This window comes from Streptomyces sp. NPDC051567 (assembly GCF_044454165.1).
Classification (GTDB): Bacteria; Actinomycetota; Actinomycetes; order Streptomycetales; family Streptomycetaceae; genus Streptomyces.
Genome location: NZ_JBITDK010000002.1, coordinates 304387 through 326492, shown reverse-complemented (window position 1 = coordinate 326492; position 22106 = coordinate 304387). Strand labels below are relative to the sequence as shown.

At 70.9% G+C, this 22106-nt stretch carries 25 protein-coding genes; 9 read left to right on the top strand and 16 right to left on the bottom strand.

Annotated elements, in window-relative coordinates:
- Nucleotides 1-29: 29 nt before the first annotated feature.
- The 3 genes from ACIA5F_RS03620 to ACIA5F_RS03610 form a co-directional block, all read right to left on the bottom strand.
- A complete protein-coding gene (locus tag ACIA5F_RS03620) occupies nucleotides 30-2186 on the bottom strand; it encodes a SpoIIE family protein phosphatase (RefSeq protein WP_399348669.1) in 2157 nt (718 codons plus the stop codon).
- A gap of 346 nt (nucleotides 2187-2532) precedes the next feature.
- A complete protein-coding gene (locus ACIA5F_RS03615) occupies nucleotides 2533-3240 on the bottom strand; it encodes a DUF402 domain-containing protein (protein ID WP_399348667.1) in 708 nt (235 codons plus the stop codon).
- Nucleotides 3241-3343: 103 nt separating this feature from the next.
- Nucleotides 3344-4699 carry a class II fumarate hydratase gene (locus ACIA5F_RS03610; RefSeq protein ID WP_399348910.1) on the bottom strand — a complete coding sequence of 452 codons (1356 nt, stop codon included), beginning with the start codon at nucleotides 4697-4699 and terminating at the stop codon, nucleotides 3344-3346.
- 209 nt (nucleotides 4700-4908) lie between these two features.
- On the opposite strand from ACIA5F_RS03610, the gene ACIA5F_RS03605 reads away from it, so the two are divergent.
- Complete coding sequence (locus ACIA5F_RS03605; protein WP_399348665.1) at nucleotides 4909-6450, top strand: ricin-type beta-trefoil lectin domain protein; 1542 nt, start codon at nucleotides 4909-4911, stop codon at nucleotides 6448-6450.
- Between the two features lie 91 nt (nucleotides 6451-6541).
- Here ACIA5F_RS03605 and ACIA5F_RS03600 read toward each other — a convergent pair whose 3' ends face one another.
- Complete coding sequence (locus ACIA5F_RS03600; RefSeq protein WP_399348663.1) at nucleotides 6542-6850, bottom strand: DUF397 domain-containing protein; 309 nt, start codon at nucleotides 6848-6850, stop codon at nucleotides 6542-6544.
- Entirely contained in the window at nucleotides 6847-7671 is an 825-nt protein-coding gene (locus tag ACIA5F_RS03595; protein WP_399348661.1) for a Scr1 family TA system antitoxin-like transcriptional regulator, read from the bottom strand. Before ACIA5F_RS03595 ends, ACIA5F_RS03600 begins: the two co-directional genes overlap by 4 nt.
- Nucleotides 7672-8024: 353 nt before the next feature.
- Between ACIA5F_RS03595 and ACIA5F_RS03590 the strand changes: the two genes are divergently transcribed.
- On the top strand, nucleotides 8025-8804 hold the full coding sequence (locus ACIA5F_RS03590) for an SDR family NAD(P)-dependent oxidoreductase (RefSeq protein WP_399348659.1): 780 nt from the start codon (nucleotides 8025-8027) through the stop codon (nucleotides 8802-8804).
- 54 nt (nucleotides 8805-8858) lie between these two features.
- Here the strand turns inward: ACIA5F_RS03590 and ACIA5F_RS03585 are convergent, their stop codons facing one another.
- The 7 genes from ACIA5F_RS03585 to ACIA5F_RS03555 all read right to left on the bottom strand — a co-directional run bounded on the left by ACIA5F_RS03585 (nucleotide 8859) and on the right by ACIA5F_RS03555 (nucleotide 12497).
- Nucleotides 8859-9350 (bottom strand): hypothetical protein, encoded by a 492-nt coding sequence (locus tag ACIA5F_RS03585; RefSeq protein WP_399348657.1) that lies wholly within the window; start codon nucleotides 9348-9350, stop codon nucleotides 8859-8861.
- A gap of 88 nt (nucleotides 9351-9438) precedes the next feature.
- Complete coding sequence (locus ACIA5F_RS03580) at nucleotides 9439-9663, bottom strand: DUF397 domain-containing protein (protein WP_399348655.1); 225 nt, start codon at nucleotides 9661-9663, stop codon at nucleotides 9439-9441.
- A gap of 77 nt (nucleotides 9664-9740) precedes the next feature.
- The gene (locus ACIA5F_RS03575) at nucleotides 9741-10133 is read right to left on the bottom strand and encodes a hypothetical protein (protein ID WP_399348653.1); all 393 of its coding nucleotides are present in this window, start codon (nucleotides 10131-10133) and stop codon (nucleotides 9741-9743) included.
- Between the two features lie 68 nt (nucleotides 10134-10201).
- Nucleotides 10202-11032 carry a helix-turn-helix domain-containing protein gene (locus ACIA5F_RS03570; RefSeq protein WP_399348651.1) on the bottom strand — a complete coding sequence of 277 codons (831 nt, stop codon included), beginning with the start codon at nucleotides 11030-11032 and terminating at the stop codon, nucleotides 10202-10204.
- Entirely contained in the window at nucleotides 11029-11547 is a 519-nt protein-coding gene (locus ACIA5F_RS03565; RefSeq protein ID WP_399348649.1) for a DUF6879 family protein, read from the bottom strand. The genes ACIA5F_RS03570 and ACIA5F_RS03565 overlap by 4 nt, the downstream gene beginning before the upstream one ends.
- Nucleotides 11534-11737, bottom strand: coding sequence for a hypothetical protein (locus tag ACIA5F_RS03560; RefSeq protein ID WP_399348647.1), 204 nt, complete (start codon nucleotides 11735-11737; stop codon nucleotides 11534-11536). Before ACIA5F_RS03560 ends, ACIA5F_RS03565 begins: the two co-directional genes overlap by 14 nt.
- A gap of 199 nt (nucleotides 11738-11936) precedes the next feature.
- Nucleotides 11937-12497 carry a GNAT family N-acetyltransferase gene (locus ACIA5F_RS03555; protein WP_399348645.1) on the bottom strand — a complete coding sequence of 187 codons (561 nt, stop codon included), beginning with the start codon at nucleotides 12495-12497 and terminating at the stop codon, nucleotides 11937-11939.
- 247 nt (nucleotides 12498-12744) lie between these two features.
- Here ACIA5F_RS03555 and ACIA5F_RS03550 point away from each other — a divergent pair, with 247 nt between their 5' ends.
- Genes ACIA5F_RS03550 through ACIA5F_RS03535 form a run of 4 tightly spaced genes read left to right on the top strand, consistent with a single transcriptional unit; the run spans nucleotide 12745 to nucleotide 15123 of the window.
- A complete protein-coding gene (locus ACIA5F_RS03550; protein WP_399348643.1) occupies nucleotides 12745-13155 on the top strand; it encodes a hypothetical protein in 411 nt (136 codons plus the stop codon).
- Nucleotides 13152-13847 carry a hypothetical protein gene (locus ACIA5F_RS03545; protein WP_399348641.1) on the top strand — a complete coding sequence of 232 codons (696 nt, stop codon included), beginning with the start codon at nucleotides 13152-13154 and terminating at the stop codon, nucleotides 13845-13847. The genes ACIA5F_RS03550 and ACIA5F_RS03545 overlap by 4 nt, the downstream gene beginning before the upstream one ends.
- Nucleotides 13844-14662: a hypothetical protein gene (locus ACIA5F_RS03540; protein ID WP_399348639.1), complete on the top strand. Its 819-nt coding sequence runs from the start codon at nucleotides 13844-13846 to the stop codon at nucleotides 14660-14662. The genes ACIA5F_RS03545 and ACIA5F_RS03540 overlap by 4 nt, the downstream gene beginning before the upstream one ends.
- A complete protein-coding gene (locus tag ACIA5F_RS03535; RefSeq protein ID WP_399348637.1) occupies nucleotides 14659-15123 on the top strand; it encodes a GNAT family N-acetyltransferase in 465 nt (154 codons plus the stop codon). The genes ACIA5F_RS03540 and ACIA5F_RS03535 overlap by 4 nt, the downstream gene beginning before the upstream one ends.
- A gap of 186 nt (nucleotides 15124-15309) precedes the next feature.
- Here ACIA5F_RS03535 and ACIA5F_RS03530 read toward each other — a convergent pair whose 3' ends face one another.
- Nucleotides 15310-16998, bottom strand: a complete 1689-nt coding sequence (locus ACIA5F_RS03530) for a fumarate hydratase (RefSeq protein ID WP_399348635.1) — start codon at nucleotides 16996-16998, stop codon at nucleotides 15310-15312.
- 147 nt (nucleotides 16999-17145) lie between these two features.
- Between ACIA5F_RS03530 and ACIA5F_RS03525 the strand changes: the two genes are divergently transcribed.
- Both ACIA5F_RS03525 and ACIA5F_RS03520 read left to right on the top strand, forming a co-directional pair.
- Complete coding sequence (locus ACIA5F_RS03525) at nucleotides 17146-17859, top strand: DUF1707 domain-containing protein (RefSeq protein WP_399348633.1); 714 nt, start codon at nucleotides 17146-17148, stop codon at nucleotides 17857-17859.
- A gap of 457 nt (nucleotides 17860-18316) precedes the next feature.
- The gene (locus ACIA5F_RS03520) at nucleotides 18317-18718 is read left to right on the top strand and encodes a WhiB family transcriptional regulator (protein ID WP_399348631.1); all 402 of its coding nucleotides are present in this window, start codon (nucleotides 18317-18319) and stop codon (nucleotides 18716-18718) included.
- A 239-nt stretch (nucleotides 18719-18957) separates the two neighbouring features.
- Here ACIA5F_RS03520 and glpX read toward each other — a convergent pair whose 3' ends face one another.
- A complete protein-coding gene (glpX, locus tag ACIA5F_RS03515) occupies nucleotides 18958-19989 on the bottom strand; it encodes a class II fructose-bisphosphatase (protein ID WP_399348629.1) in 1032 nt (343 codons plus the stop codon).
- Nucleotides 19990-20287: 298 nt separating this feature from the next.
- On the opposite strand from glpX, the gene ACIA5F_RS03510 reads away from it, so the two are divergent.
- The gene (locus ACIA5F_RS03510; protein ID WP_399348908.1) at nucleotides 20288-20806 is read left to right on the top strand and encodes a DUF4245 domain-containing protein; all 519 of its coding nucleotides are present in this window, start codon (nucleotides 20288-20290) and stop codon (nucleotides 20804-20806) included.
- A 270-nt stretch (nucleotides 20807-21076) separates the two neighbouring features.
- Here the strand turns inward: ACIA5F_RS03510 and ACIA5F_RS03505 are convergent, their stop codons facing one another.
- Together ACIA5F_RS03505 and ACIA5F_RS03500 are read right to left on the bottom strand one after the other, a co-directional pair.
- Nucleotides 21077-21667 (bottom strand): malonic semialdehyde reductase, encoded by a 591-nt coding sequence (locus ACIA5F_RS03505; RefSeq protein WP_399348627.1) that lies wholly within the window; start codon nucleotides 21665-21667, stop codon nucleotides 21077-21079.
- 189 nt (nucleotides 21668-21856) lie between these two features.
- Nucleotides 21857-22084 carry an exodeoxyribonuclease VII small subunit gene (locus ACIA5F_RS03500; RefSeq protein WP_399348625.1) on the bottom strand — a complete coding sequence of 76 codons (228 nt, stop codon included), beginning with the start codon at nucleotides 22082-22084 and terminating at the stop codon, nucleotides 21857-21859.
- Nucleotides 22085-22106 lie beyond the last annotated feature (22 nt).

Here is a 22106-nt window from a genome sequence, read left to right as displayed (position 1 = left end):
GGTCGCCGGGAGGCACCCCCGCCCGCCAGTCAACGCCGCTCCGGGGACCCCGGCAACGCGAGCTCGAACCAGACCACCTTCCCGCTGCTCAGCCGGGTGGCACCCCAGCGGCGGGCCATCCGGTTGACGAGGAACAGGCCCCGCCCGCCCTCGTCGGTGTCCCGGGCCCGGCGCTGGCGGGGCAGCTGCGGGGAGTCGTCGCCGACCTCGCAGCGCAGCACGTCCGTCCGCAGCAGCCGCAGGGTGACCGGCCGCTCGGCGTACCGGACGGCATTGGTGACCACCTCGCTGACCAGCAGCTCCAGCGAGTCGCTCAGCTCCTCCTCCAGCCCCCAGCGGGCCAGCGCGCGCCGCGCGAACCGGCGGGCCCGGCCCGGAGCCGTCTCCTCCGGGTCCAGGGACCAGTACGCGACGTCGTTGGGCGCGATCCCCACGAAACGCGCCGCGAGCAGCGCGATGTCGTCGTCCCGGTCACCGGGGCCGAGCATGTCCAGGACGTCGTCGCACAGCGCCTCCAGCGGCGGCGGGTGGTCCAGACCCGTCAGCTGGGCGGTGGTGGCCAGCCGCTCGCGCAACTGCTCGATGCCCGTCCACACGTCCCGCATCCGGGACTCCACCAGCCCGTCGGTGTACAGCAGCAGGGTGGCCCCGGCCGGGGCGTCCAGCTCCACGGCCTCGAAATCCACCCCGCCTACGCCGATCGGGGCACCGGAGGGCACCTTGAGCACCTCCGCCAGGCCGCCCAGGTGCAGCAGGACCGGCGGCGGATGGCCCGCGTTGGCGATGGTGATCCGGTGCGAGACCGGGTCGTAGACCGCGTACAGGCAGGTGGCCATCCGGTCGGAGCCGAGCCGCTGCGCCTGCTCGTCCAGATGGTGCAGGACCTCGGCCGGCGGCAGGTCGAGCTGGGCCAGGGTCTGCGCGGTGGTGCGCAGCTGCCCCATGATCGCGGCGGAGGTCATGGAGTGGCCCATGACGTCGCCGACGACGAGCGCGACCCGGCTGCCGGGCAGCGGTATGGCGTCGTACCAGTCGCCGCCCACCCGGGCCGTCTCGGCCGCGGGCAGGTACCGGGAGGCCAGCCGCACCCCGGTGGGCTGGGGGAGGCTGTCGGGGAGCATGGTGCGCTGGAGCTCGTCGGCGATGGACGCCTCACGGCCGTACAGGACGGCCTTGTCGATGCCGAGCGCGGTGTGGGTGGCCAGCTGGGCGGCGACCAGCAGGTCGTTCTGCTCGAAGGCGGGCCGCTCGGGGCTGCGCAGGAAGACGGCGGCCCCGATCACCCGGCGCCGGCCGCGCAGCGGGGCCAGGATCGCCCGCTGGCCGCCCGGCAGCGGATGCTCGGCCCCCAGCAGCTCGGGCAGGGCCGCCCGCGCCGCGGCGGAGGAACCGAAGACGGGCCGTACGCCGCGCAGCACCTCGGCGAGCGCGCCGCCGGCCCGGATCTCGCACAGCTCCGCCGCGGGCAGGTCACCCTGCGGGCCGACCAGCGGGAGCTGGCTGAAGTCCAGCTCGCCGGAGGCACCCGTGACCCCGGCCAGGTCGAGTCCCACGGCGAAGCCCACGGCGGCCTTGGTGCCGTCGATGAGGTCGTCGATCGGCCGGAGCCGGTCGGTGCGCCGCAGCCGCAGCACCATCGGGCCGACCGGACGCTCGTCCCCGACCGGGAGCGGGTCGCGGAGGTAGACCAGGATGGCGTCCGAGAAGGTCGGCACCGTGGCCCGGCACAGGCCGAGCACGATCTCGTCCAGGTCGATGCCGCGGGCGATGCGCCGCGTGGCGGCCCCGACGAAACGCAGCCGGTCCCCCTCGCGGCGGGCCACCCCGGTCTCCCCCGCCTGGCCTCCCGCTATCACCGCGCCCCCGCCGTGGCGTCCGGCACCCCCGCCACCGTCGCCGAAGGCGACGGACTCGGCCGGAGCCGTGGCCGGGCCGGGGTCCTCGCCGTGCCCCGCGTTGTGCGCTGCCTCGGTGTCCCGTGCGGGGACGCCCTCCGGGCCGGGGTCCGGGCGGCGGGCCGTCGGGATCTCCGGGCGGGTGGCCTCCGCCGGGACGGGCGCCTTGCCGTGGCCCAGGTCGTCGGCCACCACACCGGCGGCCGAGGGCACGGCGGAGCCGCCCGGGGCCGGGGTCGCGGCGGCCGTGGCAGGCTGCGGGCCCTCCTGAGAGGTGGGGTACTCCGTCACGCGTGCAATTCCGTCCGTTTGCGCTCGATGTGCGCTGCACTCAACTCGGTCAGTCGCGGTATACCCGCTCAGCGGCGGGGACACCATCGCCCCGCGGTACCTCTCCCCGGACTTCCTCCGGAGGCACCCCCGGAAACCCGTCCGGGGCATCCCCCGCCCGCTCGTCGCCTCTCGCTCGGTGATGACCCCCGGTCACCTCACGCGCACCGCACGGTGCTTGCGAGGGAGTGTCCCGCGCGCCGCCCGTGCGCACCGACGGTACGTGCACCGGTCGCCCGTGCCGACCGTACGTGCGGCGACGCGGACAACGATCCTACGTTCGGGCCCCGGGGGCGCATCAAGGGTCTCATGACGACATGTGCGCCGGGGTGCGGTCCCAGTCACCCGGCAGCTCCGGAACCTCCCAGGCCGGATCGGGCCGCCAGTCCTGCCAGCCGTCGCGGAACGGCGTCCCCCACTCCTTGATCAGGCCCATCGCCGCCCGGCCCGCCTCCCGCACCCGCCGCGCCTGCCCCGGACCCATCAGGCCGGACCGCTGCGCCTGCGCGAACTCGTCCTCGTCGCGCCACTTCCAACTCCGGTCCGGGTAGACGGAGATGTCGAGGAAGTGGTCCTCGGAGTCGACCCCGCCGGACCACCGCGACCGCGGCGCCTCCAGGTTCACGTACCAGCTCTTGAACCGCCAGCCGTGCTCCCAGAACAGCCACACCGACCACGGGTCCCCGGGCCGGGCCAGTTTCAGCACGCCCGTGCCGGCCCACCGCGAACGCGCCGTGGTCCGGGGCGCGGTGTACCGGGTGGCCAGCGGCTCCTCGTGGACGGGAGTGCCGTCGGCGAGCACCGGCTTGACGCACTCGGTGCCGGGCGCCATCCAGGCCGCCAGCAGCTCCGCGCTGTCCCGCACCACGGTCACCGGGCGGCAGATGTGCACCCGGCCCTTCGTCCCCGGGGAGTGGTCGCGGTAACGCCAGAGGATCTGCTCCCCGGGCTCCCAGTACGCGCCCCGCGCGCCGTCCCGCGCCGTCCCGCCCCCGGGCCTGGAGGTTCCTGTCATGCGCAGATCTTAGGACGGCCCCCCGCGCCCCCGCTGCGGTGCAGGTCACGGAGGTCTGCGGGGACGGGAATCGACCGAATCCGGCCCCTCCCGGGGCTCTTTCTCAGGGCCGGGTCATCCGCAGCACGTCCAACGCCTCGTCCAGCTGTTCCAGGGTGAGGGCGCCCCGCTCGACGTAGCCGGACTCCAGGACCGTCTCCCTGATCGTCTTCCGTTCGGCGAGGGCCTTCTTGGCGACCTTGGCGGCCTCCTCGTAGCCGAGGTACCGGTTCAGCGGGGTCACCACCGAGGGCGAGGACTCGGCGTACTCCCTGGCCCGGGCCGTGTCGGCGGTGATCCCGTCGATCGTGCGGTCGGCCAGCAGCCGGCTCGCGGAGCCGAGCAGCCGGATCGATTCGAGGAGGTTGCGGGCCATCACCGGGAGCATCACATTGAGTTCGAAGTTGCCCGACGCGCCCGCCACCGCGACCGTGGCGTCGTTCCCCATCACCTGCGCGGCGACCATCAGAACGGCCTCCGGGACCACCGGATTGACCTTTCCGGGCATGATCGAGGACCCCGGCTGGAGATCCGGCAGATGGATTTCGGCCAATCCGGTGCGCGGCCCGGAAGCCATCCAGCGGAGGTCGTTGCAGATCTTCGTGAGCGAGACGGCGACCGTACGGAGCATCCCCGAGGTCTCCACCAGCGCGTCCCGCGCCCCCTGGGCCTCGAAGTGGTCGCGCGCCTCGGTCAGCGGCAGCCCGGTGGCGGCGGCCACCTCGGTGATCACGGCGGCGGAGAACCCGGGCGGGGTGTTGATCCCCGTGCCCACCGCCGTCCCGCCCAGCGGCAGTTCGGCGAGCCGGGGCAGGGCGGAGCGCAGCCGTTCGACGCCGTAGCGGATCTGGGCCGCGTACCCGCCGAACTCCTGGCCGAGGGTGACCGGGGTGGCGTCCATCAGGTGGGTCCGCCCGGCCTTGACGACCCCCGCGAACGCGGCGGCCTTGCGCTCCAGCGCGGCGGCCAGGTGCTCCAGGGCCGGGATCAGCTCGCCGAGGACGGCGCCGGTCGCGGCGATGTGCACGGAGGAGGGGAAGACGTCGTTGGAGCTCTGCGAGGCGTTGACCTGGTCGTTGGGGTGGACCTCCCGCCCCAGCCGCTCGGCCGCCAGGGTGGCGATCACCTCGTTGGCATTCATGTTCGAGGAGGTCCCCGAACCGGTCTGGAAGACGTCCACCGGGAAGTGGTCGTCCCAGCGCCCCTCGGCGACCTCGTCGGCGGCGGAGCGGATCGCGGCGGCCGTCCGCGCGTCGATGACGCCGAGCCGCGCGTTGACGGTGGCCGCCGCCCCCTTGATCCGGGCCAGGGCCGCGATGTGGGCGCGCTCCAGCCGCTGGCCGGAGACGGGGAAGTTCTCCACCGCGCGCTGGGTCTGGGCCCGCCACTTGGCGTGCGCCGGGACCTGTACGTCACCCATGGAGTCGTGCTCGGTGCGGAACGCCCCGGGCGCCGCTCCCGCTCCCGGCTGTGCTCCGGACGGCGCTCCGGCCTGTTCCTCGGGCTGCTGAACCTCGGTCATTTTCCTCGCCTCCTGAAGAAGTTGAGCAATTGTCTTGTTCGAGGTGTTCCCAATTCGGCTACCGGCCAGTAAATACCGTGGGTAACACTGACATCGGGGAGGCGTTCATGGCACGTGCACGTACGAAGCCCAGGCTCAGGTCTACCGTCGCCGCCCTGGCGGCGGCCGTGGCCGCTCTCGGGGGCGTCACCGCCGTCACCCCCACGGCCCAGGCCGCCGCCCCGGCCGCACCGGCCCCCCGGGCTTCGGCCGTCACTCCGCTCTCACCCGAGCTGGAGGCGATCCGGGCCGCCGAGGCCACCCGGATCTACGGGAACCCCGCGATCCGCCCGCTCGCGGAGCGCAAGAGCGGTCTCATCTCACTGGGCGACAGCGAGATCTCGGGCGAGGGCGTCGGGAACTACGACCCGGCGACCAACACGCCCACCAACCAGTGCCACCGCTCGCCCGACGCGGCGATCCACCGCACCGGCATCCAGGCCGACCTGACCTTCAACGTCGCCTGCTCGGGCGCGTACACCGGCAACATCCGGATCGGCGGCGGGAAGCAGTACGCCGACGAGCTGGTGCAGAGCGACAGCCTCGCCGTCAAGGCCCGCAACACGAAGATCAAGATGGTGCTGCTGGTCGCCGGGGCCAACGACGACCTCCAGTTCGGCCCCGTGATGACCGACTGCGTCACCCGCTGGGTCCTCCCGCAGGGCCCCTGCGAGCCCAAGTACGCCCCGGGCTGGCAGGCCCGCGTCGACGGCCTGCGGCCCAAGGTCGAGGCCACCGTCGCGGACCTGCGGACGGTCATGCGCGGCGCCGGGTACGCGGACACCGACTACAAGATGGTCGTCATGGGCTACCCCAGCCCCATCGGCCCCGACTACAACGACAACCCCAACTTCCCCGGAAAGCTCCCCGGCGGCTGCGCCGGCTACGACTCCGACGCCGCCTGGGGCCGCAACTACGCCGTCCCCACCTTCGAGAAGGGCATCCGCGCGGCGGCCCTCGCCTCCGGAGCCACCTACCTCGACAACTCGCGCCTCTTCCACGGCCACGAGGTGTGCATGGAGGACACCTGGGCCCGCGGCCTCTACCTGGACCTCGCCGACCACTTCCCGTGGGACGAGAACACCGCCCGCCAGTCCTTCCACCCCAACTACCGGGGCCACGGCGCCTTCGCGTCCTGTCTGACCCAGCTCTACACCTCGGGCCTGCGCGAGGCGTCGTGCGCCGACCCGGTGAGCACCGGCACGCCCGTCCTCCAGGCCGGGGCCTGGGACGACCTCTTCAAGCCGCTGCGCGCCGAGGCGACCGGCACCTGTCTCGACGTCTTCGGCGGCTCCAGCGCCAACGACACGAAGGTGATGGGCTGGGACTGCCACGGCGGCCGTAACCAGGGCTGGTGGTACGACGCGGCCCGCAAGACCGTCCGTACCGAACTCACCCACGACCGCTGCCTGGACGTCCCCGGCGGCTACGGCTCCGGCACCGGCCTGATCATCTGGAACTGCCACGGTGGCGCCAACCAGCAGTTCGTCCGCGACGGCTCCACCCTCCGCCCGGCCGGCGCCCCGTCCCTGTGCCTGACCGTCGCCGCCGCCCGCGACCAGCTCCGCCTCCAGCCCTGCAACGGCTCCTCCGCCCAGCGCTTCGCGTAACCGCCCGCCGCCCGACAACCCCTGAACACCCCGACGCCCGGCCGGTTCACCGGCCGGGCGTCGTTCTCGGCGTAGGCCGGGTGGGTCCGGGTCAGCCCCTGACCCATCCGGTGAGGGCGGCCCAGCTCCCGGGCGCGAGGGTGAGCGTCGGCCCGTCCAGAACCTTGGAGTCCCGTACGTGCACCTGCCCGGCGCAGGAACAGGAGGCGACCTCGACGCAGTTGCCGCCGTCGCTACCGCTGTGGCTGGACTTGTGCCAGGCGGCAGTACCGACCTCGACGCACTGGCCGCCGTCGCTACCGCTGTAGCTCGACTTCCGCCAGTCGACGGCGACTTCGAGGCAGGCGCCGCCGTTGCTGCCGCTGTAGCTGGACTTGAACCACTTGAGTGCGATGCTCATCGTTCTCCTAGTAGCTGATCCAACAGGTCCCTGGTCGCATCGACGTTGAGGGCCTGGGATCGCAGCATGCCATACCTCTGAGTCAGGATGCCGACCTCGTTCGGATCGCTGACGAGGTGACTTCCTTGCTGTGTTTCGGAGTACCCGAGGACCTGACGTTCCGGGGTCTCCAGCAGGATGAACGGGCCGTCGAGGCCCGCATGGGTGTCGCGGCTGAGCGGCAGGATCTGGATAGACATGGTGGGCCGGTCCATGCAGGTGCGCAGGTGCTGCATCTGCTTCCAGTAGACCTCGTCCCCGCTGATCCTGGTCCGGATGATGGGTTCCCACAGGATGAAGCTGAGCACCGGCGGGATCGGCCTGGTCAGTATCTGCTGCCGTTGCATCCGGTTCGTGATCTGGAGGTCGATCTCCACTTCTCCCATGGCCGGGATGCGGCAGCCGAAGACGGCTCGGGCGTAGTCGTCCGTCTGGAGCAGGCCCGGGACGACCAGGGTGTCGTACCAGGACAGGGCGAGGGCGCGGAACTCCAGATCGAGGTACTCCTCCACCCAGGGCGGGGTGACGTCGACCTGGGGCATCTGGGTCGCGGCGACGGTCAGTACCCCCGGCAGCCCCAGGGCCCGGTCCATCAGCTCGGCGACGTCGGGCATCAGCACCCGGCGGCCCTGCTCGATGGAGGCGACGGTCTCGGAGTGCAGCCCGATGAGGTCGCCGAGCTGCTTCTGTGTCAGATGTTTCGCTACGCGGCAGACGGCCACCTGGGCGCCGACCATCTTCATGGTCGTCGCGTTGGGCCGTGGACGTTTCTTTGGTGCCATGACGGTGAACTCCCCACCTGTGCATGAGAATGAGCCCGCGCGGATGCGTACCGGAACCGCGTACGGAACTGCGTACGGGACGACGTACGGATCGGCGCTGGACCACACGCTAGTCACTTCACGCGACGGGTTTCAGGCGAATCTCCATACTCAGCCGATTCTCCTCGGGAACCAACTGAACTCCTGTTCCCGCTGGTCAGTTGGCCATCAGTGCCACTTCACACGTGATGTATTGACTTCGTATGTGACATTTCGCCACTCCCGGCAAGTGACCCAACGTGACAAGTGCATGCAGTCCTCACAGCCCGGTCGCAGCGCGGTCGCAGCCAGGTCGCAGCCTTTAGGGTTCGGGCATGACTTCGCAGACCTACCTCTCCGAACTGTTCTCGCTGGATGGACGGGTCGCCGTGGTGACCGGCGGCAGTTCCGGCATCGGCCGCGCCATCGCCGGGGCCCTCGCGCGCGCGGGAGCGAGCGTCGTGGTCGTGGCGCGCAAGGAGGCGGAGCTGGTCGCGACGGTCGGCGAGCTGGCGGCCGACGGCTGCCGGGCGGCCTGGGTGAGCGCCGACCTGAGCACGCGCGAAGGCATGCGCGCGGCGGCCGAGGAGGCGGCGGAGGCGTTCGGGGAACCCGACGTCCTCGTCAACTCCGCCGGGGTCAACCTGCGGCCCCCGATGGGCGAGCTGGGCGAGGAGGTGTGGAACACCACGATGGCGGTGAACCTGGAGGCGCCCTACCTGCTGGGGCAGCGCTTCGGGCCCGGCATGGCCGAACGGGGCTTCGGGCGGATCATCCACATCTCCTCCCAGCAGGCACACCGGGCGTTCGTCCAGAGCGGCGCCTACGGCGTCTCCAAAGGGGCGTTGGAGTCACTGGCCCGTTCGCAGGCCGAAGCGTGGTCGCCGTACGGCGTCACCTGCAACACCCTGGTGCCGGGGTTCGTCATGACGCCGCTCAACGCGCGGCTGTCGTCCGACCCGGAGAAGGTGGCGGCGCTCGCCGCTCGCACGCTGGCCGGGCGCAACGGCCTGCCCGAGGACTTCGCGGGCGCGGCGGTGTTCCTGGCGAGCCGCGCCTCCGCCTATGTCACAGGGCAGGCGATCTTCGTCGACGGCGGGTTCTCCGTCCACTGAGCCGCCACGGGGGCACCGGGCGCGCCGCCACCACCATCACCACGGGCTCCGGCGTCAGAGGGGCCTCTGTCCGGGGCGGGGCTGCCGGGCGGGGCAGGGGAGTTCCGGCTCGGTGTGGTTCGGGGAGCAGGTGACCAGGGCGATGGAGTGGAAGACGGTGCCTTTCAGGTAGTGGCCGAGGGAGACGTCCCCGCCCCGTGCCAGCCGTTCGACGGCGGCTTTCACCAGCACCACGAGGCGCGTCACGTCCCGCTCGGTTTCCACGGCGAACCGGGGGGCGAACTCCGCGAGCTGCGATCCCAGCCATTCCCCGGCCTCCTTGGGTTCCCGCCAGGTCCCCCGGATCATCGAGGGCGGTTTCATCAGCCAGTGCGCGGTCTGGACCGGGGGCAGGTCGGAGGCCGGGAACACGGCCAGGGCCTCCCGATACCGGTCGATGACCTCCTGCGCACTGGTCGCGGTCGGGGCCTGGCCGGGCGGCCTGCGAAGGCTCTCCTTGTCGAAGGCCCTCTTCTCCCCGAGCCACGCGTAGCCGTGGTGGTGCACTGCCGCTCCATTCCAGGAGGTGGGGTGATGACGGCCCCGCACGTCGGTGAGAACGGCGGGACCGCCCCTTTCAAGGGAGTGCCGAGGGCTACGCGGAGAGGTCGAAGCGGGCGGGATCGATGCCCGCCGCGTCCAGCTCGGCGGTGGTGAAGCGCAACGGCTCGGCAGCCGGCCGCTTGCTGTCACCCAGGGCCCACACATCCGGCCCGACCCTCGCGAAGGTCACGCACGCCTCACCGTCCGGATGGGTGTTGCCCCCGCACGCCTTGCCGAACGCGGCTCCGGTGATGTCGAGGCTGTACAGATCGGTCATCGTCGTGCCTTCCTGATCTGCTGACGGCCCGTGTCCGGCCGTCCCCCGCCCTCGGTGGGCGGAAGTCTCCGTCCCCCTCACGGCCCCGGCCGCGCCGTCCGGGAGGACGCGGCGGCGCCGGGTCCGCCGGGTCCGCCGGGTCCGCCGGGTCCGCCGGGTCCGCCGGGTCCGCCGGGTCCGCCGGGTCCGCCGGTGGCGCCGGTGACCCGTGTCCGGCCGTCCCGCGATGCCTGCGGGTCCGTCACACCGCAGTCGCAGTCGCAGTCGCGGTCGCGGTCGCGGTCGCGGTCGCGTTCCGGGGCGGGGCATTCCCCCGCGTGCCGGTAGACCACCACCGGCGGACCCGGAACCCGCTCGACGGTTCCCCGGCGCACGGGGTCGAGGGGCTCGATATCCCGCAGACAGACCGAACACGCGTGCCCCGGGGGCGCGTAGGTCACGTACTCCCACCCGTCCGTCTCGGTCACCATTGCGCACTCCTTCGCCGCTGTCCTCGGGAATCGACAGGCCAATGGTGTCCGGGCGCGGGGGAGGGGCGCTAGCCAGTTTCCTGTTCGCGCAAGAACTCGTCCCGGATACGGCCGAGCATGGCGCGCATGTCGTCACCGGAAAGCGCCGTGGCGGCGAACCCTTCGAACTTGTGCACGTAGAGCGCAACATCGCGAGGGTCGGTGACCGCCGGTTCGGCATGGACGGTCTCCACCGTCACCAGCCTGTCATCCCTGATCACGAGCGAATGGTTCGGGAAGTCATGCTGAGCGGCCTCAAGGGGTACGACACGAAGGTCGACATTTGGCAGGCGGGATACTGAAAGAATCCGGTCCATCTGGCCGGCCATCATCGGAGCGGGAAGGATGCGCCACCGCAGGGCGGGTTCCGTAATGATGAACCGAAGGTCCTTTTTAGGATCGTACAGAACGCTTTGCCTGTCGATCCGAACGCTCATGGTGCGCGCCAGTTGTTCTGTGCCCAGGTCGTGCCGAGAGAGGACCGCTCGAATGTACTCAGGGGTCTGGAGCAGGCCGGGAACCAGGGCCGGTTGAAAGAGCCGCAGCAGATTCATCTGGGTTTCTAGGGCCTTGGTCTGCTGCTGCTTCTTGTAGTGGCCCATACGGCGCACCAGACGCCATGCCGTGGATTCGGTTGCCTCTGCTCTGGCTACGGCCATGTAGGTGGCCTTGACCTCATCCGATACGCCTATGGCCGTAAGGATGCGGTCGACATCCGTCACGCTGGGCGCGACCTTCGCCAGCTCGATCTTGCTCAGCTTGCTCGTAGACATGACAGCACTGCGGGCCACGGCTTTGGCCTCCCTGCCGGAAGCCTCCCGTAGTGCCCGCAGTGCTGCGCCGAGTTCTGCTCTGTTCACCCCGTGCCGTGCTCCGCCCACCACTCGGAGAACGGCACGGCCAAGGAGAGTGCCTTGTCCCTGTACGCGATGAACTCCGACGCGCGATCCTCCGGAAGGATCTCGGAGCCTGTGAACGCGGCAGATCCGTCGTAGTGCATGACGCTCACTGTCGCATTGTCGTAGAGCCAGAAGTCGGGTACTCCCTCAAGAGGGTTCTCCTGTCCGGTGGTGTCGAGGATGAAGAACTCCTCTCCCGCTTCGGCGTTGCGGTGGTAACCCCACCCGAGTTCATAGCGGAGATATTCCGTCAGGGGGCGGGACAGGACATGCACTCGGTACATGCGCTTGCCGCTTTCGGTGGCGTTGCGTACGGTCGTCACCCATGAGCTTTTCTTGAAGCTCTCGGGCTGCTCTTCTCCGGCGAGAAACGCCCGGAAGTATTCGGCGGAGCTGGGGATGTTATAGTTGTCCAGGGTTTCGAGGCGGAACGCCTCGCGCTCGAACTCGTTGAACGGATTCTTAGACGAGGCCATCACGGATAGCCTTCTTGACGAGTTCCTTCACGATCGAGGCAGGAACCTCCATGATTCCCTCACCAGCGGGAATGGACATGCCATGATCTGTCACCGCATCACCTTGGAAAAGGTAGCTTCCCCGGTCGGTGGTGAATGCGCCCGGGCATTCGTTCTCGTCACATTCACCGACATATTTCGTCGCCCGCATGGAGTTCTTCTCTCGTACCGCTCAGTGATGTGTCCGATACTCCCGACCCGACAGGGAGGGCGCAAGAGGTTCGAGTTTCCAGAACAGGAAACCGGCGAGGACGCTTCCCACCAGCTCCGCCCAGCAGGTCGTTGCGACGCGAACGGAACGGGAACGACCGAGAGCCCCGGCCGGTGCCGGGGCTCTCGGGGTGGGGGTGTCAGTGGTGACCGGCGTGCCGTTTCCACTCGTGATCAAGGATCGAGTAGGTGAGGGAGTCGCGCCACGCTCCACGCACGTGGACGTGCTCACGGATGTGCCCCTCCTCCGTCATTCCGGCACGGATCAAGGTCTTGTGCGATGCGGTGTTGAGGGGCGCCCGAGCGGCCCACACACGATGCAGGTCGAGGTGGTCGAAGGCGAGGCTCAGGAGGACGCGAACGGTCTCCGTCCCCAGACCCTGCCCCCACACTTCCGGGCGGAGGGCGAAACCCATGGTCCCGGCCCTCTGCTGGTGAGGGTCGAGGGCCAGCCTGGCGTACCCGATCAGCTCCGCCGTCTCCCGGGCCGTCACGGCGAGGCAGTACTCGTCCCTGGGGTGTGCGGCGGCGGAGGCGATGGAACGGCCGACGATGGCCGCCACCTGCTCCCTCGTACGCGGTTCGAACGAAAGGTGCCGGGTGGCCTCCTCGTTGCCGTAGACGGCATGGACTGCATCAACGTCGTCGGGAGCGATCTCGCGGAGGCCGAGACGCAGGACCGAGAGGGAGACGGGGTACATGGCCCGGACCTTATCGGGGCAGTGCCGCAGTGGTGGTTGCCGTGAAGAGTTCGAGGTGTCCGCGGAGTTCCCTGGCGCCGGCTGTGGTCCGTAACGAACTGTGCTCCCGCCGCCGCGAAAGCTGTCGGCCTCGTGGCGGTGGAGATGCCGGTCCCGTACCGGAAGGCTCTCAGCATCCTTTCCGCACGTGCCTGGCCGAACCCTTCCGGGCCCTGGGGCAAGGACCGCCGACGAGAGGAGCACCACCATGAGCGCAACCACCGTGGAACGGGTCGAACTGAGCAGGTTCCTGACCCTCACCGGCCGGCGTTTCGAGCGGGGCGACACCGCGCCGGAGATGTTCTCCGGCGCGGTCGACGCCGAGTGGCACCGCCTTCTGGACGACCCGGACTACCCGGCCTTCTGCGCGAAGACCGCCGGGCAGCTCGTCCTGCACGCCGCGATCAACGGTGCGGGCCCCGTCTCCTGGGTGAGCGAGTACGAGGCGGCTTTCGGGTGCGTCCTGCCCGACATCTGGTTCACCGATGCCGAGGGGAACCTGGACACCGTTGCCGTCGCACGCTACCGGGACACCGGCGAAGTGCTGGGGGAGTGGAACTGCAGCCCGACAGGGGGCGACGGCGACGACGTCGTCCCGTCCAGGAAGAGGAACCGGTGACCCTTCACCGCATCGGGGAAACGTCCCGGCCCTCGGCCGGGGCGCTTCGCCTCGTCGAGGCCCGCACCAGCCACCCGATCACCGTGGCGGCTGCCCCGTACGCGGAAGCCGTCACCGCGCACTGCCCCTACCTGCGGGCTTCGCTGGACGGCGGACTGAACGGCTGGACGGTGTACGAGATCGCCTCCGACGACACGGACGCGGTGGAGGCCGAAGTCTTCTGGGCCTGCGTCCAGGCCGCCGAATGGGTCCGGCCGCTGACCGCCCGTGGACGGGGTGCGTTCGTCTGCGAGAACGTCGTCATCACCGGCAGGATCAACGCGGTACCGCACCGGAGGCTCATGGGCTGGCCGCACTGGGCCCTCAAGCACCTGTACGGGGCGGTCGGTCTCATGATCGGAAAGTTCGGGGAGGGGGAGAGCACCGAGGACGGACAGGGCCGCCGCATCCCGGCTCCGCCGTTCTCCTTCTTACCGGTCCGGCCCGCCGTCCGCCCCGTCGACCCCCGGTTCCTCCACGCGACCCCCACGCTGGCCGGGACGGTCGCCACGTCCGCGGATGACGGCAGAGACGTGTTCGCCCCGTTCCCCGCACCTGACTGGAAGGCCGTGAAAGCATGGTCGAGTTCCCTGCCTGCCCCGTTGACGCCCACGCCGCGGCCGAGGAAGCCTGCGGAGGCGCCATCGAGTTGAGCGAGATCACCGACCGCCGCGGCTCCGCGGTGTGGAGGGCGACCGGACCCGCCGCGGTCGTGGCCGTGAAGGCCGGGTACGGCGAGGGAGCGGCTGCCACCGCGCGGGAGGCCGCTGTCCTGGACAGGCTCGACGGCTACGAGGTGACCCGCGGCCGGTACGAGGACGGCTACTGGCTCGTGACCCCGTGGTTCAAGGGCCCGTCGACCTGGGAGGTGTTCGCCCCGCTCCGGTCCTCCGCTGACTCTCCCGCTCCCGCTCCCGTGCCCGCCCACATCCGCACCCGCGCCCACGCGCAGAACCTGGCCGTCACCGGGGCGGCCGGCCTCGCCCGTGCCGTGGCCGATCTGCACGCCGCCGGATGGGTCCACGCCGACCTCCAGCCTGCCCACGGCATTCACACGGGCAGCGGGGTCCGCCTCCTCGATGTGTCCTGGGCCTGGACGAAGGGGTTCGAGCCCGGACCCGAGTTCCGTGGCGGCATCACCCACCTGCTCGCTCCCGAACTCGCCGCCTCCATCTCCGTCGGCATCCAGCCCGTCACCCCCGATCCGGCCGCCGAGGTCTACGCACTCGCCGCCACCTTGTGGACCTGCGTCACCGGCCGCTGGCCCCTGGACTACACGGCCGCCGGAGTCGACCCGAAGAACCTCTCTCCGGCACAGTTGCGCTCCCGCATCGCCAACCGCGAGGTCCCTCTGGACCGGGCCGCACCATGGCCCGCCCTGCAGGATCGGCTGCGGGACGTCCTCCTCGCGAAGCCGGCCGGGCGGCCGACGGCCGCCGAACTCGCGAAAACCCTGGCAGCCCTGTGACCGTCCTCCTGCGGCACCTGCGGGCCGACGACGCTCCTCACGTCCGGCGGGTGTACCGCGGTGGGTCCGTCCGCTACCTGGGGCGAGGGGAGATGACCCGGGCCGAGGCCGAGCGGTACGTCACCCAGGCCCACACCTGGGCCCACGCCGAGCCGGTGGTCCGGCACGTCCTCGGCATCGAGGCCGGACGGCACCTGGTCGGAGTGGCCAAACTCCGCCGCTACCCGTCCGGGGAGGGCCGCGTCGGGTACGTCCTGCGGGAGGACACCTGGGGCAACGGGTACGCGACGGAAGCCGTCCGCCGACTTGTCGCCTTCGCCTTCAGCCTGACCGGTACGGACCGGCTGACCGCCAGACACCTCACCGAGAACACGGCCTCCGGCCGCGTCCTGCTCAAGTCCGGATTCGAATGCGTCGGCCCTCAAGGTGACTACGTCCACTACCGGTGCCCGAACCCATGACGGCAGAGTCCGCACAGTCCCCCGCGCGCACCGAGGGAAACGGCGGAAACGGCGGAAACGGAACGGGAACGACCGAGAGCCCCGGCCGGTGCCGGGGCTCTCGGGGTGGGGCTCGTCAGCAGGGTCAGAGGCCAGGGCCAGGGCCAGGGCCAGGGCCAGGGCCAGGGCCAGGGCCAGGGCCAGGGGTCAGAGGCCCGGGCCGCGGACCGGGATGTGGGTGAAGGTGGGTTCCGGGGCGGGGTCGCGGAAGAAGTCGTTGCCCTTGTCGTCCACGACGATGAAGGCCGGGAAGTCCTCGACCTCGATCCGCCAGACCGCCTCCATGCCCAGCTCCTCGTACTCCAGGACCTCGACCTTCTTGATGCAGTCCTGGGCCAGCCGGGCCGCCGGGCCGCCGATCGAGCCGAGGTAGAAGCCGCCGTGCGCGCCGCAGGCGTCCGTCACCTGCTGCGAGCGGTTGCCCTTGGCCAGCATGACCTTGGAGCCGCCCGCCGCCTGGAACTGTTCCACGTACGAGTCCATCCGCCCGGCCGTGGTCGGGCCGAAGGAGCCGGAGGCGTAGCCCTCGGGGGTCTTGGCCGGTCCCGCGTAGTAGACCGGGTGGTCCTTGAGGTACTGCGGCATCTGCGCGCCCGAGTCCAGCAGCTCCTTGATCTTGGCGTGCGCGATGTCGCGCGCCACGACCAGCGGGCCGGTCAGGGAGAGGCGGGTCTTGACCGGGTGCGCGGTCAGCGTCGCGAGGATCGCCTCCATCGGCTGGTTCAGGTCGATGGAGACGACGTCCGCCGCCTCGCTCAGGTGCTCGTCCGTGGTCTCCGGGAGGAAGCGCGCCGGGTCCGTCTCCAGCTGCTCCAGGAAGACGCCCTCGGCGGTGATCTTCGCGGTGGCCTGGCGGTCCGCCGAGCAGGAGACGGCGATGGCGACGGGCAGCGAGGCGCCGTGGCGCGGCAGCCGCACGACCCGTACGTCGTGGCAGAAGTACTTGCCGCCGAACTGGGCGCCGATCCCGATCTTCTGGGTCAGCTCGAAGACCTGCTGCTCCAGTGCCTCGTCACGGAAGCCGTGGCCGAGCGGGGAACCCTCGCGCGGCAGCTCGTCCAGGTAGTGCGCGGAGGCGTACTTGGCGGTCTTGAGCGCGTGCTCGGCCGAGGTGCCGCCGACCACGATCGCCAGGTGGTAGGGCGGGCAGGCCGCCGTACCGAGCGAGCGGATCTTCTCCTCCAGGAACTTCATCATGGACGCCTCGTTGAGGACGGCCTTGGTCTCCTGGTAGAGGAAGGACTTGTTGGCCGAGCCGCCGCCCTTGGCCATGAAGAGGAACTTGTACGCGCCGCCGTCGGTCGCGTACAGCTCGATCTGCGCGGGCAGGTTCGAGCCGGTGTTCTTCTCCTCCCACATGGTGAGCGGGGCCATCTGCGAGTACCGCAGGTTCAGCCGGGTGTAGGCGTCGAAGATGCCGCGCGAGAGGGCCGCCTCGTCGCCGCCCTCGGTCAGGACGTTCTGGCCGCGCTTGCCCATCACGATCGCGGTGCCCGTGTCCTGGCACATCGGCAGGACGCCGGCCGCCGCGATGTTCGCGTTCTTCAGCAGGTCCAGCGCCACGAACTTGTCGTTCGCGCTGGCCTCCGGGTCGTCGATGATCCGGCGCAGCTGGGCGAGGTGGGCGGGGCGCAGGAAGTGCTGGATGTCGTGGATCGCCTCTTCGGCGAGCGTGCGCAGCGCCTCCGGCTCCACCTTGAGGAAGGTGCGCCCGTCCGCCTCGAAGGTGGAGACGCCCTCGGCGGTCACCAGCCGGTAGGGGGTGGTGTCCTCGCCCAGGGGCAGCAGATCGGTGTAGGCGAACGCCGGGCTGGACGGGCGGGGGCTAGCGGGCATCGGGGGCATTCCTCACTCGGCAGACAACACTGACGGCCTCTTGGCAGCGCGGTTCACCAGCGTAGGACCTCCCGTCCGGGGTGTGTCTGTGAGGTAAGGCTCACTCGGGAGTATCGCGATCTATCGTGTCTCGCTATGCTGGGTGGCGTGGACCTGGAAAAGCACCCTGCCGCCCCTGCCCCTGCCGCTGCCCCCGTGGCCGTCCCCGCGACCGCCCGTGTGGCCGTCCCCACCGGGATGCGCGCCTCCGACGCCGACCGGGACCGGTTCGCGAGCGTCCTCGCCGACGCCGTCGCCGAGGGCCGGCTCAACGCCGAGGAACACTCCGAGCGCCTGGACCTGCTCTACGCCGTCAAGACGGTCGGTGAGCTGGAAGCACTCGTACGGGACCTGCCCGTGCCCGGCGGCGCCCGCGCCGACGCGGCTCCCGCCCTCCCGGAGAACCGTTTCGGCGCGTACGGCGCCACCTCCGCGGACACCGTGCTCTCCGTGTGCAGCAGCGCCGTCCGCAAGGGCCACTGGCGCCCGGGCGCGCACACCCGCGCGATCTCGCTCATGGGCGACATCAGCATCGACCTCACCGAGGCGGTCTTCGAGCAGCAGGTCACCGAGATCGACGTGACCTGCATCCTCGGGAACGTCGAGATCAAAGTCCCGGAGAATGTCACACTCCGCGGCTACGGCAGCGGGGTCCTCGGCAACTTCGAGGTCCACGGCGACGGCCGCGCCGGCACCGACCCGCACGCGCCGGTGGTGATCGTCCGGGGCTTCTCCCTCCTCGGCAACATCGAGGCCCGCCCCAAGACGGGCTCCCGCCTGGTCGACCTGGCCCTGAAACTGCGCAAGCGCCTGGAAGGCTGACGCCCGGAACGGCTGGGCCGGCTCTTCCGGTTCCACTCCTTCCGGTTCTTCTTCCGGACCGTCGCGCCAGGGAGAGCAGGGCCGGGTGAAGGCGCCCGCGCGGAGCGGATACCGGACAACTTCCGCCGGGGAAGCGGGACATGGGGGTGTCCTCGGAACGGCGGGATATGGCCGAAGGCCGTTCGGGGCGCCGGAGTGCGCACGGGGGCGCGCGGGGCGCCGGGCCGGGGGGAACACGTCCGGGCCGGCGCGGCTCCCGGCCGTCCGAACGTACGGTTTCCCGCCGCCGGGGGCCGTGGGACCGGCCGGGCGGGGGCCCGTACGCGGTGGCTCATGACAGCGTCACATTTCAGTCGAACCTCCGGCGCCCGGCCGCCCGCAGTGCATAGGGCCCCGCACAGCGGGTAGGGACAGCTGCATCGTCTCTCGCTCGCGTCCCCGTCGTCAGGAGTAGACCGTGCCGCATCCGCCGCATCAGTCCCTGCAGCTCTCCGCCGTCCAGAGTCTTCAGGGGCGCTCGGCCACCGTGCCGCAGCCGCGGGTGCCTGCCAGGGAAGCGGACGGCCCGTGGCACGCGGAGGCGGTGTGCCGCCGGGACGAGGCGGGGCTCTTCTTCGCCCCCTCCAAGGAGCCCACCGCGGCCCGGCTCTCCCGCGAGGAGGCCGCCAAGCGCGTCTGCGCCCGCTGCCCGGTGATGGTCGCCTGCCGGGAGCACGCCCTCCTCCAGCCCGAGCCCTACGGGGTCTGGGGCGGGCTCACCGCGGCGGAGCGCCGGGTCGTACTGGGCCGCATGCGCCGCAGGTCCGCCGAGCTGCGCCAGGGCCCCGCGGCAGCGGGAACCGTCGCCGCCGCGGGCTGAGACCGTACGCGGCGCCCGCCGCACCTGGACACCCCGCACCCGGGCACCCCGTACCCGCCCCGGACACCCCCGCACCCACCGGGCGGGCCGGACGCGACGAGAGCGGGCACAGCGAGACCGGACGCGACGAGACCGGACGCGACGAGAGGGGTGGTCCCCCCGCACGGGGACCACCCCTCTCGTCGTGCCGGCCGTGCCCGGTCACCGCGCCCGCCGTACGCGGCGCGCGCTCTCCTGGGCTACTGGGCGCGGTCGAAGTCGATCGCGCTGTAGGCGCGGAGCTTCGACAGGCGGTGGGTCGAGTCGATCTGCCGGATCGTGCCCGACTTCGACCGCATGACCAGCGAGGACGTCGTCGCCGTCTCCGCGCGGTAGTGGACCCCGCGCAGCAGCTCGCCGTCGGTGATGCCGGTGGCGACGAAGAAGACGTTCTCGCCGGAGACCAGGTCGTTCGTGGTCAGGACGCGGTCCAGGTCGTGCCCGGCGTCGAGGGCGCGCCGGCGCTCGGCGTCGTCCTTCGGCCAGAGCTTGCCCTGGATCGTGCCGCCGAGGCACTTGATGGCACAGGCCGAGATGATGCCCTCGGGGGTGCCGCCGACGCCGAGGAGCAGGTCCACGCCGGTGCCCTCGCGCACCGCCATGACCGAGCCCGCGACGTCGCCGTCCGAGATGAACTTGATCCGGGCGCCGGTCTCGCGGATCTCCTTGACGATGCCCTCGTGGCGGGGGCGGTCGAGGATGACCACGGTGACGTCCTCGGGGGCCATCCGCTTGGCCTTGGCGACCCGGCGGATGTTCACCGAGACCGGGGCGTTGATGTCGACGAAGTCGGCGGCCTCGGGCCCCGTGACCAGCTTCTCCATGTAGAAGACGGCGGACGGGTCGAACATGGTGCCGCGGTCGGCGGCGGCCAGCACGGCGATCGCGTTCGGCATGCCCTTGGCGTTCAGGGTGGTGCCGTCGATCGGGTCGACGGCGATGTCGACCTCGGCGCCGGTGCCGTCACCGACCCGCTCGCCGTTGAAGAGCATGGGGGCTTCGTCCTTCTCCCCCTCGCCGATGACGACGACGCCGTTCATCGAGACGGTGGAGATCAGGGTCCGCATCGCGTTGACCGCCGCGCCGTCCGCGCCGATCTTGTCACCGCGGCCGACCCACCGGCCCGCGGCCATGGCGGCGGCTTCGGTGACCCGGACGAGTTCCAGGGCCAGGTTGCGGTCGGGGGCTTCGGGAGAGACTTCGAGCTGGGGCGGCAGGTTGTGCTCGGTCATCGGAGCGCACCTTTCTGGCGACGACGGCCGGGATGTGAGGGTGGGGAAACTCTATCGGTACGACGATAAAATGAGCAGAGGGGGGCACGTATGAGCGGCTAATCGGTCAGGTGGTCGCTCTGCGCAGTCACCCGACCCCTGTCCGACCCCTGTCCGACCCCGGTCCGGCCCGGTCCGATACCCGTCCGATCCCCGTCCGTCGCCGCCCCGGCGGACGGCCCCGGACGCCGCCCCCGGATGGACGACCCCCGGGGAACGCCCGCGCCCACCCATGCGGGACGATGGTGGCGTGGCAGGTATGAAAGGCAAGCAGACGGTCCTGGACATGGTCCGGTCGCTGGCGGTGATCGGCCTCGTGGTCGGGGGGATCTACGTGTTCATCCCGAAGGACGACAAGGCCGATCCGACGATCACGGTCGACTACCGGGTGGAGACGATCACCGCCCGGCGCGCGGCGCCGTACCCGGTGGCCGCGCCCGTGGGGCTCGCGAAGGAGTGGCGGGCGACCTCGGTGAAGTACGAACGCAAGGACACCGACGCCTGGCACCTGGGCTTCCTCGATCCGCAGCAGCAGTACGTGGCGGTCGAGCAGTCCGGCGACACCTCGGCCAAGTACCTCGGCAAGGTCACCCTGGGCGCGGCGCCCACCGGGCAGACGCAGCAGGCGGGCGAGACGACCTGGGAGCGCTGGGACGGCGAGAAGTACGACGCGCTCGTCCGGCAGGGGCAGGGCCACGTCACCGTGGTGACCGGAACGGCCTCCTTCGAGCAGCTCGGCGCGATGGCGGCGGCACTGGAGTTCAAGCAAGGCGCGTAGCGCCGGCCCGGCCGGAACGGTCGGTAGAGCGGGAACGTCAGGAACGTGACGTACGGAAGAGGCCGCGCACCCGGGACATCGGGTGTGCGGCCTCTTTCCGTGTGCCTGCCTGCCTGCCTGCCTACTACCTACCTACCTACCTGCTCGCGAAGGCGGCGGCGGCTGCCTGCCGCCGGGCGGCTCGCGCCGGGCCGGTGCGCTCTGGGGGCGCACGGCGGTCCGGGGGCGTGCCCTGGGTGGGCGGCGTGGGCGGCGTGGGCGGCGTCGGTCTCAGACGGTGGTGATGGTCTGGTCGAACTCCAGGCGCGGGGAGCGCGGGAACCAGGCGTCCTCACCCGGCTTGCCGATGTTGACGACCATCAGCGGGGTGTGGTCGGCGTCCAGGAACTCCTTCTGGATGCCGGCGAAGTCCATGCCGGTCATCGGGCCCGCGGCCAGACCGGCGGCGCGGATGCCGAGGATGAAGTACCCGGCCTGGAGGGAGGCGTTGACCACCGAGGCCTGCTCACGGACCGTGCGCTCGGAGAAGAAGGCGTCCTTCGCCTGCGGGAAGTGCGGCAGCAGCTGCGGCAGCTCCTCGTGGAACTCGTTGTCCGCGGAGAGGATCGCGACCAGCGGGGCGCTGGCGGTCTTGGCCTGGTTGCCCTCGGCCATGTGCTTGACGAGGCGCTCGCGGGCCTCGGGCGAGCGGACCAGGGTGATGCGCAGCGGGGTCGAGTTGAAGGAGGTGGGCCCGTACTTCACCAGGTCGTATATGGCCTGAACCTGCTCATCGGTCACCGGCTCGTCGGAGAACGTGTTGGCGGTGCGGGCCTCGCGGAACAGCAGGTCCTGAGCGGCGGAGTCAAGTACGAGAGACATCGGAAAGCCTTCTTTCATTTCCACGCGGGGAGGGGGCGATGGGCAGAACTCTACGAGATAGATGTTGAACTTTCAACTAAATCTCCAAGCCTGTGAGCATCGTCACCGTAGGTGACCCTCAAGGGCTCCTGCGGGCTCCTGCGGGCCGCCCTCGCCCCTCGGTCCCGCCGCTCCTCGGCCCGCCGTCCCTCAGTCCGCCGCGCCGCCGGGCTCCGCCTCACGGGCCGCCAGCGCCGAGTCCAGCCGGGCGCGAGCCCCCTCCAGCCAGTGCCGGCAGACCTTCGCCAGCTCCTCGCCCCGCTCCCAGAGCGCGAGGGACTCCTCCAGCGAGGTGCCCCCGGCCTCCAGCTTGCGGACGACCTCGATGAGCTCGTCCCGCGCCTGCTCGTACCCCAACGACGTATCGGTTCCAGCCATTCCCGTTTCCCCTCTTACCCCT